Raw genomic sequence first — 13834 nt, forward strand, 5'->3', positions numbered from 1 at the left:
CGATTCCGGCTTGCGCCTCCAAGAATTTAAGAAAGCCCCTAGGTTTAGCGATCTAGGGGCTTTTTGTTTTTTGCATCACACCCAAACACCTATGCAACACCCCAGCATGCTCTAAGACGCAGGGGCTCAGCCAAAGTACAATACCCTCGACTTACACACTGGAAGCACGATGGATAGAAACACAGAAGACCGCTTTACTGCGTTTTTGCACGGTAAAGCAAATGAGATGAAAAGAGAGCTGAAGTACACCCCTAGGCAGTTTATTGCCATGTTGGGTAGTGACGGCGGTTTGGCTACGGCTCAAAAATTGGTACGCAAGGAAGAGCTGTCCTACGGTATATCTGAGCTGTATATGGGTAACAGACTGGATCTATCCATAGAGGCGCTGATTCTAGAGACTGAATGGATCAGCTATTTCGATGAAGAGCTGTTAGCGCAAGCAGAAAAGAAGCTCAAGAAACTGAATTACCCCTACACACGATACGCAGAAAACGATTAACTGGCTGTGGACGTGATAGTTATCGCAAAGGCTTAGGCTTACCCCTAAGCCTTTTTGTTGGCCATCGTTTTCAGGCTCTGCGCTTGCACGTAGAATAAGTGCTCATTACCCAGATACACTGTCTTTCGTACACAGCACTTCACAGGGAACCGGTTTGGCATACGAACTAGAACACCGCCTTGTTATAGGCCTCGCCTCCAGCGCGTTATTTGATCTATCCGAGACAGACAGGATTTTCCGCACTGAAGGTGAAGAGGAATATCGTAAGCATCAGCGCGAGAATCAAAGTATTCCACTTACCCCTGGCGTGGCTTTCCCTTTTATTAAGCGTTTGCTGTCGTTGAACAATGTGCGTCCTGATGACCCGCCTGTCGAGGTTGTGCTGCTCTCGCGCAATGATCCCGATACCGGCATGCGGGTGATGCACTCTATTCGTCATCACCATTTAGATATCTCGCGCGCCGTGTTTTTACAGGGCGGAAACCCACATCGCTATATTCCCGCGTTTTCTATTTGTTTGTTTTTATCGGCAAATGAAACCGATGTGCAGCAAGCAACTCTTGCTGGCTACCCTGCAGGACAAGTGCTGGAGTCCGCCCATTTCGAGACTCAGGGCGATGATGAGCTTAGAGTTGCCTTTGACTTTGATGGGGTGTTGGCGGATGACGAAGCTGAATCCGTCTTTCAAGCCAATAAAGATTTGAACGAGTTTCATGTACATGAGCAAAGCAAGATCAATGTGCCACTGAACTCCGGCCCACTGCGCCCTTTTCTGCAAAAACTTTCTAATATTCAGCGACTGGAACAGAAACGCGCCGAGGAAGACCCAGCCTACAACCCAAAACTTAGACTGATTATTGTGACTGCCCGCAACGCCCCTGCCGAAGAACGTGTGATCAACACCATGCGTAGTTGGGGCATTAATGTGAATGAGGCGTTTTTCTTAGGTGGCGTGGAAAAGAAACGGGCATTAGAAGTGATCAACCCGCACATTTTCTTTGACGATCAGAAAACACACCTAGTACCGGCATCTGACATTCTGCCTGCAGTGCATGTACCTTTTGGCATTACTAACGGTGTGAAGTCCAAAATTAGCTAGATAAAAAAACACACTATTGAGCCGCAGCCCAATAGTGTGAACAGGAAAACTCGCTCTTTCTGCCCTACTACCATTTACCGTGCTGAATCCAGCACGTCTTGGTTTAGGAACAGCACCCTGATCTAGGGTGCTGTGGTTATTGCATCATTAATGTGGGATTTGCCCGAAATTACCGCTATTGAAGTCTTGCAATGCTTGCTCAATTTCTTGCGAGCTGTTCATCACAAAGGGGCCATACCCTACTACTGGCTCATCAATAGGCTCACCGCTTAGCAGCAGCACAATGGCATCGTTGTTGGCTTCAACAGAAACAGTTTGACCCGCTCTATCCAACACCACCATTTGCGACTCACGGGCAATGGTTTGAGCATTCACCTGAATCGTGCCGTGCAGCACCACCAAAGCAGTTGTCCACCCATCAGGCAACTCCAACGTGCTGTAGCTGCCTTGTTTCAAACGCATATCCCATACGTTCATAGGCGTAAAGGTGTGAGCTGGACCACGTTTACCCTCTAGCTCACCAGCGATAATTCGGGCCACACCCGCACCATCAGGCAAATTCACCTGTGGGATAGCGCTGTCCACAATAGCTTGGTAGTTAGGCGGGGTCATTTTGTCTTTGGCTGGCAGGTTCACCCACAGTTGCACCATTTCCAATGCACCACCGGATTTAGTGAAAGCCTCAGAGTGAAACTCCTCATGCAAAATACCTGCGCCCGCTGTCATCCACTGCACATCGCCAGGACCAATCACACCACCTTGGCCGGTAGAATCCATGTGAGCCACTTCGCCTGTGTAGACGATGGTCACGGTTTCAAACCCACGGTGAGGGTGTTGCCCTACACCACGCGGCTGCGAGGTAGGCGTGAAATCGGCGGGGCCTGCATAGTCCAACAGTAAGAATGGACTCAGTTGTTTAGCGTGTGTGTGGTACGAGAACATTGAGCGTACTGGAAAGCCATCACCCACCCAGTGAGGACGCGGTGCGCTGTAGACGCCAAGAATTTTTTTCATGTGACTCTCCTGTTGAGGTATCGTTAGAGCTATCTTATTCTTGTGCTCTTTTTGCGTGTAGCCCCTTAAAATAAGGCTCAGTGTCCTATTTATGGAACGATAAATCACCATGCAAGACTTGAATGATCTGTATTACTTTGTACAGGTAGTGGATAACGGGGGATTTGCTCCTGCAGGCCGCGCCTTGGGTGTGCCCAAGTCCAAACTCAGCCGCCGTGTCGCCATCTTGGAAGAACGCTTGGGCGTGCGCTTACTACAGCGCTCTACCCGCCGCTTTGCCGTCACCGAGATTGGCCGCACCTATTACGAGCATTGCAAAGCCATGCTGGTGGAAGCCGAGGCCGCTCAAGAAGTCATTGATGCATCTCGTGCTGAGCCGCGTGGTGTCATCCGCATGAGCTGCCCTATTACTCTGCTACAAGCCCACGTAGGTGAGATGTTGGCCGACTTCATGAAAGAGTGCCCACACATCAGTATCTATTTAGATGCCACCAACAGACGAGTGGATGTGGTGAGTGAGGCCCTTGATATCGCTATTCGTGTGCGTCCGCCGCCATTGCAAGATAGCGACTTGGTGATGCGTGTGCTGTCTAATCGTAGGCAGTGCTTGGTGGCTAGCCCCAGTTTGCTGCAAGAGCACGAGTTTCCAGCCGTTCCTGCCCAGCTCAATGGCATGCCCAGCCTAAGCCTAGGTAGCCCACAAAATGAGCACAGCTGGACGCTATACGGCCCCAACCAAGCGCAAGCCACGGTGCACCACACTCCTCGCTTTGTGACCACCGACATGACGGCACTACGAAACTCTGCCTTAGCGGGTGTAGGTATAGTGCAATTGCCTTTATTGATGGTGCATGAGCATCTGAATACGGGTGCTTTAGTACGCATTGTGCCCGAATGGGAACCTACGCCTGAAATCATTCATGCCCTCTTCCCATCACGTCGCGGGCTATTGCCTTCGGTGCGAGCCTTGCTAGATTACCTCGCCAAACGCTACGAGGAAATAGACGAGGAATAGCGTACATCACCCTGTCATCGCCACCTATAGCTCAGCCCGCGCTGGGCTATTTTTATGATCACTTGCACTTCTTTACATACAAGCACATATTTCCTCACAGGTGGCCATAAATGCGTGATTCTCGTGTTTTGTTGTGACTACGGGACATCCTTACACTATTTAACCCTCTTAATGCCTAAGCATTGTTACTCTGCCTCCACCTAAACATGGGCAAGTTTATGTGTTCGCGCCCTACGCCAAACCGACTAATTAGTCTAAAATTGGCGCGAAATGACAGGAGAGGTTAATGGGTTTTTTTTCTAAATTACTACAACGTTTGACGGGATCATCCTCCCAAAATTCTGCACCCGCGCAGTCACAACAGAATCGTGCTGAATACGCACATGGTGAGATGGAAAGCTATGATGCCGTCATCACGCGCTATGGCGATTCCACCGAAGTACAGTTTCAAGAGCAAGTCGCTAAAGCCTTGCGCAACAAAGGTATCGCACAAAGTGAGCGTGGCGACTACCAAGCTGCATTGAGCACCTTCAATGACGTTGTGACACGTTTTGGTGAATCTACTGAACCCGTCTTGCAAGAGTTGTTAGCTCGAACCCTTCTGAGCCGTGCTACGGCACAAGACGAACACGGTGATCCTCACGCTGAAATGGCCACCTACGACGAAATGGTTCGCCGCTTTGGTGCGTCGGAGACCCCAGTGCTGGCAGGCTTGGCAGCTAGAGCCTTGTTGAATAAAGGCATCACACTAGGCCAACTGGAAGACCCCAAAGCCGAGATGGTCGTCTACGATGAGATCGTAAGTCGTTACGGTGACTCCGATGAGCTGGTGTTGCAGCAATGGGTTGCCCGTGCCTTGATGAACAAAGGTATTACTCAGGGTCAACAAGACGACTCTCAGGCCGAAATCATTACTTACGACGAACTGTCCAAGCGTTTTGGTGCATCCGATGACGAAGTTCTGCAAGATCAAGTCGCTAGAGCCGTTGTCAACAAAGGCATTACGCAAGGCATGCTGGACGATCACGAAGGCGCCATTGTGACCTTTGATGGCCTGATTGCACGTTACGGCTCTTTTGACACAGCAGAGCTGCAAGATCAAATCGGTAAAGCCCTGGCAAACAAAGCCGTTGCGCTGGATCAGTTGGGTCGTCATGACGAAGAAATCGCAGTCTACGACGAAATCATTCGCCGCTTTGGTGACTCCCATCTACCAAACATGCAAGAACGTGTAGCGAAATCGTTGCTGAACAAAGGCATTACACAAGCCCAAGCCGATGATTTCCAAGATGCGCTGAAAACGTACGACACCCTGATTAACCGTTACGATGCGTCTGCCTCTATAGACATACAAGAACGTATTGCTAGTGCTATGCTGAACAAAGCTCTGCTGTACGATCAACGCGATGAGCACGACAAAGAAGTAGAAACCTACGATGAAATTATTCGTCGTTTCAGCAACTCTGAGTCCACTTACATCCAAGAGCGTGTTGGTCGATCCATGATCAATAAAGCCATGGTAATGGATCAAAGCGGCGATCACCGCAAAGAAATGGCGCTGTACGATGAAGTGATCAAACGCTACAGTGGCTCCCCAGAACAAGCGCTGCAAGAGTTTGTCGCCCGATCCCTGATGAACAGCGGTATTACGCTGGATGATATGGGTGATCTAAAAGGCGCAATTCGCAGCTACGACGAGCTGATCAAACGCTTTGGTGAATCTACTGACGAGAATCTGCAAGAGTTTGTGGCTAAAGCGCTGGTCAACAAAGGTGCAGTACAAGGTAGACTGGGCTCGGCCTAATCTATGCAATGCTAGTGTAAGGTGTGCGTAAAGCCCACCTACAAAAAAGGCCAGGAAAATTCCTGGCCTTTTTTTGACTGTAGCCGCTGTGGCTACCTCATCCAAGCTTATTCGCTTTGGTTGATGTCAGCCAATGCGCTCACAACTACGTCGGAGCATTTAGCTTGTTCGCTCAGCCATTTTTGAACAGCTGCACGGTCATCTTCGCTTGGGGAGTCGTAACGGCCAGCAGCCACTACAAAACCACCGAAGGATGTGCTGTTTACACCGCCACCCAACAACAAGTTACGGTCTTCGATGAAAGCAGTGAAAGATTCCACCAGCGCATCGATTTCTGTTTCGCTTTCCATTGCTAGCGTGCAAGAGAATTCAAATCCCAGTACGACGAACTCACCGGTGTACAGTTTTTTTCTCAAGCGTCTGCTGCGTTGTTTTGCCATCTTTATACCTTTGCCTTAGCAATTTACATGGTATGGGCCATACGGCACTATGCACACACGCCCACTCATCCCGCTATTACACCACACCCGGCAAGCGTAGCGCCATCTTCAAGCCGCCTAGGTCTGATCGCTCGGCCTGTATGCTGCCTTGGTACAACTCCGCCATTTCAGCCACTATGTGCAGCCCCAAGCCAGAGCCGGGGGTCTGATTATCCAACCGCACACCACGCTTAAACGCAGCGATGCTTTCTTCTGCAGATAATCCTGGGCCGTCGTCTTCCACCAGAAACACCACACACAGATCATCTGCCATGGCCTGTATACGCACCTGTGTAGTCGCCCATTTGCAGGCGTTATCAATCAGATTCCCTAGCATCTCGTGCAGGTCTTGTTCCTCGCCTTTAAACGACAAATCAGGCGGGGATACCTGTGCGTGAATATCCAGCTTGCGCTCCATATACAAGCGCTGCATAGTGCGCACCATCGCTGCCACCACAGGCTCTACCGGCGTATGTAGTCCACTAGCCTGCATGGCCGCTGCTGCTCGTGCTCGTGCCAAATGGTAGTCGATTTGCCTACGTGCAATAGCGACCTGCTCACTCACTAACGCCCCCAACGCACCAGAGTCGTTGTGTGCAGCGTTTTCCAAGATGCTTAATGGCGTCTTGATGGCATGCGCCAAATTACCCGCTTGAGTGCGAGCACGCTGTACGATTTCGGTATTAGTGGTAAGCACGGCATTAAACTCATCCACCAAGGGTTGTACCTCGCTAGGAAACTCCCCTTCTAACTGTGACGCTGTGCCCTTACGCACTAACGCCAACTTTTGGCGTAGTCTGGCTAACGGACGCAATCCCCCCGCTATCAACGCCACTGAGGCCACCCCCATACCCAATGCCAATGCCCCTAAGGCCACACTTAGCATGGTGGTGAAATGTACTAAGGGTTCGTTCAATAAACCTTGATCCGCAGCCACCATCAAACGCCAATTCTGATGTGCCTCGTCCTCATCAGTTAACTGAATACGGCGAGATAACACATCTAAGGTTTCTAACGTGGGGGAGTCATAGGAATACAACGTGTCACGCTTGCCATCCTCGCGTTCAGGGCCAGCTGGCAACACCTGATCCCAGAGCGAGCGAGACCGCAGCACCCCCGCCTGTTTGATCTGGCCGGAGGCATCCAATAAATCCACCTGCCAATACAACCCGGATAAAGGCTGATCCAACCTAGGGTCACTTAAAGGGACAAGCAATGTAGGATCATCATCTTCTACAGAAAAAGCACCTGTGAGTTGGTTAAGGTGCAAATCCATTTCGTTTCTGAACTGCTGCGATGCATGCTGCACGAACAACTGCTGCAACGCCCACCCGGCCACTACCACCGACACCACAATCCAAATCAGGCTGCCCACCAGCATGCGAAAGCGCAGGGACTGCACCCGTTTTTTCGGAGAATGTGATGAATGATTAGACATCATTTGTGTTTGCCAATCGGTAGCCCATGCCGCGTACCGTTTCAATAAAACCTTCGGGTAACTTACGGCGTAACCTAGCGATAAACACATCAATAGTGTTGGAGTCTCTGTCGCCATCGTGTGCATAAATGGCGTCTATCAATGCCGAGCGCGACACCACCTCGCCGGGTTGGCGCATCAATACTTCCAGCACTTTATATTCATGGCTGGTCAGGCTTAAAGGCTGTTCTTTCACCAACACGCGTCCACTGACGGTATCCATCACTACTGGGCCACACTGCCATTGCGCGCTAGCGTGCACACCCGTCCGTCGGTTCAATGCGCGCAAACGCGCTAGCAGCTCTTCCATATGAAAAGGCTTGGTCAAGTAATCGTCGGCACCCGCATCAATACCTGCGACTTTTTCATACCAATGATCTCGCGCAGTCAGTATTAGCACCGGCATTGTTAAGCCTTCAGCACGCCAACGCTTCAACACGCTAATGCCATCCATGACCGGCAAGCCTAAATCCAATACCACTGCATCAAAATGCTCTACGCTGCCCAGATAATGACCTTGCTCACCATCTGCGGCTTTATCTACAACATGGCCAGCCGCTTGCAACGCTGTCACCAGTTGCGCCTGCAAGGTGGGCTCATCTTCGACGACCAGAATACGCATCTGTTCCTCTGCTTGTATTGATTACTTGCTTTTGACCCTAAGTACCTCGCCTGTGCGAGCGTCAAGAATCAGTTTCAGCCGTTGCCCCGAAGCTTGCAGCACTTTGATTTCGTACACCAACAGGCCATCTTCGTGCTCCAGCTCTACCTCTACAACCTGGCCGGGATAATCCGTTTCCACCACGTCCAAGAGACTACGCAATGGCATGATCTCGCCTGCTTCTACTGCACGGCGAGCTTGCTCGTGATCCGATCTACTGGCATCAGCAGGCCCAGCCATCATCACAAACCCCAAACTACCTGCCACAAAAAGAGCGGCTACTTTTCTGTTCAATAGGTGATTCCACATAGTTACCTCTGCCAAAGCAAAGCATGAATAGAACCTTTTTATACCGTCTGTAACATGAACGGAACATGAACAAGCGCTTCAGAATAGGTTCATGCGGGTTGGCGCAAACTGCTCAACATGGATTCCACTTTTAGGAATCTTTTCTTCACGTTGACGACTAGGAGTCTACCTTATGAAAACCCGCCACGCTGTTATTACTAGTGTTTTGTGTTCCGCTCTGTTACTGGGCGGCGTAGCTCAAGCTCAAACCACTGCACCTGCCGCAGCCCCTCAGGCTACCACCCAACAACAAACTGCGTTGACCATCCGCGATGTGTACGACCTGCTGGAAAAACAGGGCTACAAAAACATCCGCGAAATCGAGCGCGAACGTGATCGTTTCGATGTGAAAGCCGATGATGCTCAAGGCCAGCGCATGAAATTGCGTGTGGATATGTACACCGGTGAAGTAGTGCGTAGCCGTTTTGATGACTAAGCCTGGCTTGCTCAGCCTCTACAGCGGCTGAGCCTCCCTTGAAAACTATTGGAGAATGAACATGATTGGGACACGCAAGGCCTTGGTAGCATTTAGTGGCGCATTTGGCCTCGCCTGGTTATTGGAACTGTTTCTAGCTAGCCCATTTACTGGAGACAGCCTGTGGATTCTGCGACAACAATCGCTGTACATCACGGGGGTTTTATCCATTGCCTTGATGTCTCTGTCCATGCTCCTTGCGGCGCGCCCTACTTGGTTGGAAAAACCTCTAGGTGGTTTAGACCGCATGTATGCGCTGCACAAACAAAGTAGTATCTGGGCCATTATCATGGCCGCCGCACACTGGCTAAGCAAATTAGCCAGTGGCCCCATACGTGATTTAATTGGCACCGACAACCGCCCTGCCCGCGATATTGTGCTTTACGGCATGGAAAGCCTACGTGGTGTTGCCAAAGACATGGGCGAATGGACGCTGTACCTGATGTTCGGCATGTTAGTACTCAGCTTGTGGAAACTGTTCCCTTACCGCCCTTGGCGACTGCTGCACCGTAGTATGCCTGTGCTGTACTTGGTACTGGTGTTTCACACCATTGCGCTAAGCCCTATGCGCTACTGGCTACAACCCTTAGGTGTGATGTTGCTGGTCATGATGGTATTGGGTAGTTGGGCCGCCCTGCGTGCCTTGAGCAACAGTATTGGTAAACAGAAAAAACACCACGGCGTGGTGCAATCTGTGACCCAACACGATGACTTGGTAGCACTGCAATGTAAGGTGGATAGCAACTGGCAGCACCACGCAGGTCAATTCGCATTGGTCACCTTTGATGCTAAAGAAGGCTCGCACCCGTTCACAATTTCTAGCGCCTGTATGCCCGGCACCGGTTTAGTCAGCTTTCACATCAAAGCCTTAGGTGACTACACCTCTACCTTGGCAAACTCGGTGCAACCTGGCCAAACCGTAACCATTGAAGGCCCTTATGGCTGTTTTAACACCCAGCATGCCGACGACCGTTACGAACAAGTATGGGTAGCAGGCGGTATAGGTCTTACCCCTTTCTTAGCCATGTTGCAGCAACGTCAGCAGTACGCTCTTGACACACGCACACCGGTACACATGCACTACTGTACTCGTGATGCTGCACAAGATGCCTTATTGCCTACCTTGCAACAGTTATGCGTGAAAGACGGCCATGTAGAACTGTCCCTACACGACGCCGCCTGTAAGCAGCGCTTTAGCGCCCAACAACTGCCTAATAACTCTGCTTTCCAAGTGTGGTTCTGTGGCCCCAAAGGGTTACGTAGTGCCCTGAAAGCTGGCATTGAATCACTGCAACTACGCTGTAAAGGCTTTCACCACGAAATGTTTGATATGCGCTAACACCTTATACACTGCCCAGCAGCAAACGTAACGCAAACCCCACTAAGACAACGCCCATCCCGCGGTCTACCCAGTAGCCACTGCGGGTAAAGCGTTGTCGTACTTGCTGATTAGAAAACAGCAAACACACCAGCACAAACCACGCGGCATTCACTAAACACATCCACAGACCATAAAGTGCTTGTACGGACAAAGGCGTGGTGGCTTGCACCACCGATGTAAATACTGCCAAAAAGAACAGCGTCGCTTTAGGGTTTGTGGCATTGGTCATAAAACCAATCCAAAACGAGCGTGAGGCACTCTGCCCTGCATCTTCAGGTTTGCAATCTGGGTCTAACGCATCAGGCGATGCTGGTTTGCTGCGCAAGAAGTTAATCCCCAAATACAGCAAATATGCGCCCCCAATAAACTTGGCTGCTGTCATTAACCACGGTGTGGTGTGCATCAATGCACTCACCCCTATCAGGGTGTACAACACATGCACAGAAATACCAGCCCCAATACCTAAGGCAGTATAAATTCCTGCACGTCGGCCAAAGCGCACACTCTGTCTAATCGTAATCGCGAAGTCTGGCCCAGGGGCCAACACCGCCAAGAAATGAATCAGCGCTAATCCTAAAAATTCCTGCCAATATGTTGCCAACATGCTCAACTCATACCTGTGGGGATTCAAGGTAATTATTGTAGCCACCTCTTAGTGCTGCGATAATCATCCAAAATATCAAATAATTATTTCCCCATGAGCACAAATCAATTACTGCCTTTATTGGCTGAAATGGCGATATTTGTTAGGGTGGTAGAGGTAGGCAGCTTTTCAGAGGCCGCTCGCCAGCTAGGCTCTACACCTTCCGCTATCAGCCGCGCTATTGCACGGTTGGAAAAAGCGCTGGGTAATCGCTTACTACAACGCACCACCCGAAAGCTACGCTTAAGTGATACTGGCAAAGCGGTGTATGCCCACTGCCAAGACATGTTGCATGCCGCCCAAGCCGCCATTGAGGTGTCTGGCCATCATCATGAAGAGCCATATGGGCAGTTGCGCCTAAGCGTTCCTAAAGCGGTAGGCCATTTTTTGATTCACCCGCATATCCCAGATTTCCTAGCGCGTTACCCCAAGGTGGATATTTCCATGCGCTTGGATGACCACTATGTAGACCTGATTGATGACGAAGTAGACGTTGCCATACGCATTACCAATCAGCCCCCACCTGGGCTGATGGGTCGCCCACTGCTGTCTATTGAGCACCTATTGTGTGCCACGCCAGAATATCTAGCACAGCATGGCACACCACAGCACCCGCACGATCTGAAACAACACAGCTGTATTTATTTGGGGGAAGAGCCTAGTGACTCACGTTGGAAGTTCACCCAAGGTAATAAACAGCTCACCGTACAAGTGCAGGGACGCTATGCCGCCAACCATACCGGTGTGCGTTTAGACGCAGTACTGCAAAATCTGGGCATAGGTAGCCTACCTTTTTTCACCGCGCGGCAGGCTTTGGCAACAGGCCGTATAGTGCCAGTATTACCTGAGTGGAATTTCAAAACCAACTACAGTGGCATGGCATGGGCACTGTATCCGCCCACCCGGCATTTACCCTCCAAACTACGCGCTTTTTTAGAATTTCTCTCTGATCGCCTAGAGCACTAGTAGTCCCCATATAAACTGCCTCATAATAGAGGCTTAGTCTTCTTACACCGCATCTTGCATGAAACGTTTCCATATAGAGCAGCTGAAACAGCGTGCTAAACAATTTCACCAGCACCAACCACTGCCATTACTGCAGGGCCTGTACAACCTGCAGCGCCTAGGCCGTTCACACGATGCCTTCACGTATGAAGCCAATGCCATCTTTGTGCAAAATGACCACCGTGTGTATTTGCACTGGGAACACCCTCGCCTGCGTTACATGCGTCTAGTAGAAGAACTAGCATGGCAACAATTGCAGCACCAGCCTACATTGGAACAAGAGTTGTGGATTGCGGATAACAGCGCGAACTACCGCAACCTAAGCCTGTCATCGCACCAACTATTAAGCTGGTCGCCCGCCTCGCACGAAGCCAGACAAGCGTTCTATCAAGAACTTAGTCAAAAGATTCAAGAAGTGGGTCAAGACACCGACTTCCATATACGTCCTGAACTGCGTAGCTACTGGACCGCACAAGGGCGTGTGGTAGAACTTTGCTGCCCTATAGAGGTGCGCAGCGTTCAAGACCTACAAGCACTCACTGCCTTGGCCAAACAACTGCTACAAGGCGAGCAAAACGTACAAAGCCTGTATGGTGATGCCGACTACACGCAAGCTGATTGGGCGCGTGAATTTACATCCCCCACTTCGGCAGCCACGCCTATAATGCCTGAGTGACAGTTTGATAACGCTTCTCAAGCGTAGCATCTGATGGATGAACTCGTGCTGCAAGGCCAGCAAAAATGGCCTAATGTTCCGCATGCTTATGGCTACTTGGCGCTTTCAGCACAAGGCCATTGGCATATTTATGCTGCCCCTCATGTCGTACCTGACTTTGCGGCATCAAGCCGCGTCACTTCGCCGGCGTTGCAGCATTTCATTGAACGCAATTATGCGGCAGATGAACGCGGTTGCTGGTACTTTCAAAATGGCCCACAGCGCGTTTATGTGATGCTAGAAAAAGCACCTTTGCTACTGCGATTGAATAGTGAACTACAACTGTGCAGCCATACACACCACCGTATTGAACAGGCCTCAGCGTGGTATATCACCGATCTGGGTGAGCTTTACCTGCAAAGCCCCGAAGGTTGCGGTCTGATTGCTGGCAGAGATCTGCCGGCGTTAACAGAACAATTACGTCTTAGCGATGACATGTCATTGTTGGACTATCTGGAAAATCACGATCCTCAAACTCTGCATGGCAAAACATTACAGTATCACTGTGCAATGTTAGCCATACCGCAAAGTGCTACGGTGTACTACACTCAGGATCAAGATCTACCCGGGCTATCCGGCTTTGTTAGGCTCCCCGCCCCCACCCCTATCACAGACCAATCATCATTATGAGCAGCCCCTCTCCCGAATTTTATTTCCCTGTTCCACGCAGTCAAAAATATTGCAGCCAATGCGCTCACCCCCTGACAAAAATGGTGCCTCCGGGGGATAACCGTCTGCGTGATGTATGTGAAAATTGTGGGGCTGTGCATTACCAAAACCCACGCAACGTCGTGGGTGTACTGCCTATTTGGGATGGCAAAATTTTGCTGTGCAAACGCGCTATTGAACCGCGCTATGGGATGTGGACCTTACCCGCAGGCTTTATGGAACTCAATGAAACTACCGCAGAAGGGGCATTGCGGGAAACAGATGAAGAAGCCGGCGCATCGGTAGAATTAAGCAAACTGTACACCGTGATTGATGTACCTCACGCCGAGCAAGTGCATTTTTACTACTTGGGTAATTTGCGTAGCCCTGAACTGAACCCCGGGCCAGAAACGCTGGAAACTATGTTTGTCACACCAGACGAAATCCCTTGGGATGACTTGGCTTTCCGCACGGTACGCACCACCTTAGAACACTACTGCAATGACGTAAAACGTGGCCGTTTTGATTCTCACTTCTACGCGCTGGAAACCCCTTTCCAAATACGCTAGTC

The 13834-nt window shown here is 50.5% G+C and carries 16 protein-coding genes; 10 read left to right on the forward strand and 6 right to left on the reverse strand.

Translation table 11 applies throughout. From position 1 onward, the window contains the following. The first annotated feature begins 169 nt into the window (after window positions 1-169). Complete coding sequence (locus AC3QL0_RS12680; protein WP_493008807.1) at window positions 170-499, forward strand: hypothetical protein; 330 nt, start codon at window positions 170-172, stop codon at window positions 497-499. 154 nt (window positions 500-653) lie between these two features. Beyond that, the gene (locus AC3QL0_RS12685) at window positions 654-1598 is read left to right on the forward strand and encodes a 5'-nucleotidase (protein WP_493008808.1); all 945 of its coding nucleotides are present in this window, start codon (window positions 654-656) and stop codon (window positions 1596-1598) included. A gap of 147 nt (window positions 1599-1745) precedes the next feature. On the opposite strand, the gene AC3QL0_RS12690 is transcribed toward AC3QL0_RS12685, so the two are convergent. Then, window positions 1746-2612 carry a pirin family protein gene (locus tag AC3QL0_RS12690; RefSeq protein ID WP_493008809.1) on the reverse strand — a complete coding sequence of 289 codons (867 nt, stop codon included), beginning with the start codon at window positions 2610-2612 and terminating at the stop codon, window positions 1746-1748. A 109-nt stretch (window positions 2613-2721) separates the two neighbouring features. Between AC3QL0_RS12690 and AC3QL0_RS12695 the strand changes: the two genes are divergently transcribed. Both AC3QL0_RS12695 and AC3QL0_RS12700 read left to right on the forward strand, forming a co-directional pair. Continuing rightward, window positions 2722-3627: a LysR family transcriptional regulator gene (locus AC3QL0_RS12695; protein WP_493008810.1), complete on the forward strand. Its 906-nt coding sequence runs from the start codon at window positions 2722-2724 to the stop codon at window positions 3625-3627. A 286-nt stretch (window positions 3628-3913) separates the two neighbouring features. After that, window positions 3914-5431, forward strand: a complete 1518-nt coding sequence (locus AC3QL0_RS12700; RefSeq protein ID WP_493008811.1) for a tetratricopeptide repeat protein — start codon at window positions 3914-3916, stop codon at window positions 5429-5431. 107 nt (window positions 5432-5538) lie between these two features. On the opposite strand, the gene AC3QL0_RS12705 is transcribed toward AC3QL0_RS12700, so the two are convergent. The 4 genes from AC3QL0_RS12705 to AC3QL0_RS12720 all read right to left on the reverse strand — a co-directional run bounded on the left by AC3QL0_RS12705 (window position 5539) and on the right by AC3QL0_RS12720 (window position 8342). After that, window positions 5539-5871, reverse strand: a complete 333-nt coding sequence (locus AC3QL0_RS12705) for a YggL 50S ribosome-binding family protein (RefSeq protein WP_430220619.1) — start codon at window positions 5869-5871, stop codon at window positions 5539-5541. Window positions 5872-5947: 76 nt separating this feature from the next. Beyond that, window positions 5948-7351: an ATP-binding protein gene (locus tag AC3QL0_RS12710; RefSeq protein WP_493008812.1), complete on the reverse strand. Its 1404-nt coding sequence runs from the start codon at window positions 7349-7351 to the stop codon at window positions 5948-5950. Further along, window positions 7341-8009: a response regulator transcription factor gene (locus AC3QL0_RS12715; protein WP_493008813.1), complete on the reverse strand. Its 669-nt coding sequence runs from the start codon at window positions 8007-8009 to the stop codon at window positions 7341-7343. Before AC3QL0_RS12715 ends, AC3QL0_RS12710 begins: the two co-directional genes overlap by 11 nt. A gap of 21 nt (window positions 8010-8030) precedes the next feature. Continuing rightward, on the reverse strand, window positions 8031-8342 hold the full coding sequence (locus tag AC3QL0_RS12720) for a PepSY domain-containing protein (RefSeq protein ID WP_493008814.1): 312 nt from the start codon (window positions 8340-8342) through the stop codon (window positions 8031-8033). Between the two features lie 187 nt (window positions 8343-8529). Here AC3QL0_RS12720 and AC3QL0_RS12725 point away from each other — a divergent pair, with 187 nt between their 5' ends. After that, a complete protein-coding gene (locus AC3QL0_RS12725) occupies window positions 8530-8832 on the forward strand; it encodes a PepSY domain-containing protein (protein ID WP_493008815.1) in 303 nt (100 codons plus the stop codon). A 61-nt stretch (window positions 8833-8893) separates the two neighbouring features. After that, window positions 8894-10210 (forward strand): ferredoxin reductase family protein, encoded by a 1317-nt coding sequence (locus AC3QL0_RS12730; protein ID WP_493008816.1) that lies wholly within the window; start codon window positions 8894-8896, stop codon window positions 10208-10210. A 4-nt stretch (window positions 10211-10214) separates the two neighbouring features. Here the strand turns inward: AC3QL0_RS12730 and AC3QL0_RS12735 are convergent, their stop codons facing one another. Then, on the reverse strand, window positions 10215-10856 hold the full coding sequence (locus AC3QL0_RS12735; RefSeq protein WP_493008817.1) for a LysE family translocator: 642 nt from the start codon (window positions 10854-10856) through the stop codon (window positions 10215-10217). Window positions 10857-10949: 93 nt separating this feature from the next. Here AC3QL0_RS12735 and AC3QL0_RS12740 point away from each other — a divergent pair, with 93 nt between their 5' ends. Genes AC3QL0_RS12740 through AC3QL0_RS12755 form a run of 4 tightly spaced genes read left to right on the forward strand, consistent with a single transcriptional unit; the run spans window position 10950 to window position 13832 of the window. Continuing rightward, the gene (locus AC3QL0_RS12740) at window positions 10950-11861 is read left to right on the forward strand and encodes a LysR family transcriptional regulator (RefSeq protein ID WP_493008818.1); all 912 of its coding nucleotides are present in this window, start codon (window positions 10950-10952) and stop codon (window positions 11859-11861) included. 58 nt (window positions 11862-11919) lie between these two features. Next, window positions 11920-12576, forward strand: coding sequence for a hypothetical protein (locus AC3QL0_RS12745; RefSeq protein WP_493008819.1), 657 nt, complete (start codon window positions 11920-11922; stop codon window positions 12574-12576). Between the two features lie 33 nt (window positions 12577-12609). Then, entirely contained in the window at window positions 12610-13245 is a 636-nt protein-coding gene (locus tag AC3QL0_RS12750) for a DUF2946 family protein (RefSeq protein ID WP_493008820.1), read from the forward strand. Further along, entirely contained in the window at window positions 13242-13832 is a 591-nt protein-coding gene (locus AC3QL0_RS12755) for an NUDIX hydrolase (protein WP_493008821.1), read from the forward strand. Before AC3QL0_RS12750 ends, AC3QL0_RS12755 begins: the two co-directional genes overlap by 4 nt. Window positions 13833-13834 lie beyond the last annotated feature (2 nt).

This window comes from Paenalcaligenes sp. GW821-LYS-B07-1 (assembly GCF_058803365.1).

Bases quoted from the DNA above. Each gene is read 5' to 3' on its own strand.
- AC3QL0_RS12700 (WP_493008811.1), top strand. From the start codon at position 3,914: ATGGGTTTTTTTTCTAAATTACTACAACGTTTGACGGGATCATCCTCC.
- AC3QL0_RS12715 (WP_493008813.1), bottom strand. From the start codon at position 8,009: ATGCGTATTCTGGTCGTCGAAGATGAGCCCACCTTGCAGGCGCAACTG.
- AC3QL0_RS12740 (WP_493008818.1), top strand. From the start codon at position 10,950: ATGAGCACAAATCAATTACTGCCTTTATTGGCTGAAATGGCGATATTT.
- AC3QL0_RS12705 (WP_430220619.1), bottom strand. From the start codon at position 5,871: ATGGCAAAACAACGCAGCAGACGCTTGAGAAAAAAACTGTACACCGGT.
- AC3QL0_RS12730 (WP_493008816.1), top strand. From the start codon at position 8,894: ATGATTGGGACACGCAAGGCCTTGGTAGCATTTAGTGGCGCATTTGGC.
- AC3QL0_RS12755 (WP_493008821.1), top strand. From the start codon at position 13,242: ATGAGCAGCCCCTCTCCCGAATTTTATTTCCCTGTTCCACGCAGTCAA.
- AC3QL0_RS12745 (WP_493008819.1), top strand. From the start codon at position 11,920: ATGAAACGTTTCCATATAGAGCAGCTGAAACAGCGTGCTAAACAATTT.
- AC3QL0_RS12695 (WP_493008810.1), top strand. From the start codon at position 2,722: ATGCAAGACTTGAATGATCTGTATTACTTTGTACAGGTAGTGGATAAC.
- AC3QL0_RS12710 (WP_493008812.1), bottom strand. From the start codon at position 7,351: ATGATGTCTAATCATTCATCACATTCTCCGAAAAAACGGGTGCAGTCC.
- AC3QL0_RS12735 (WP_493008817.1), bottom strand. From the start codon at position 10,856: ATGTTGGCAACATATTGGCAGGAATTTTTAGGATTAGCGCTGATTCAT.
- AC3QL0_RS12680 (WP_493008807.1), top strand. From the start codon at position 170: ATGGATAGAAACACAGAAGACCGCTTTACTGCGTTTTTGCACGGTAAA.
- AC3QL0_RS12750 (WP_493008820.1), top strand. From the start codon at position 12,610: ATGGATGAACTCGTGCTGCAAGGCCAGCAAAAATGGCCTAATGTTCCG.
- AC3QL0_RS12690 (WP_493008809.1), bottom strand. From the start codon at position 2,612: ATGAAAAAAATTCTTGGCGTCTACAGCGCACCGCGTCCTCACTGGGTG.
- AC3QL0_RS12725 (WP_493008815.1), top strand. From the start codon at position 8,530: ATGAAAACCCGCCACGCTGTTATTACTAGTGTTTTGTGTTCCGCTCTG.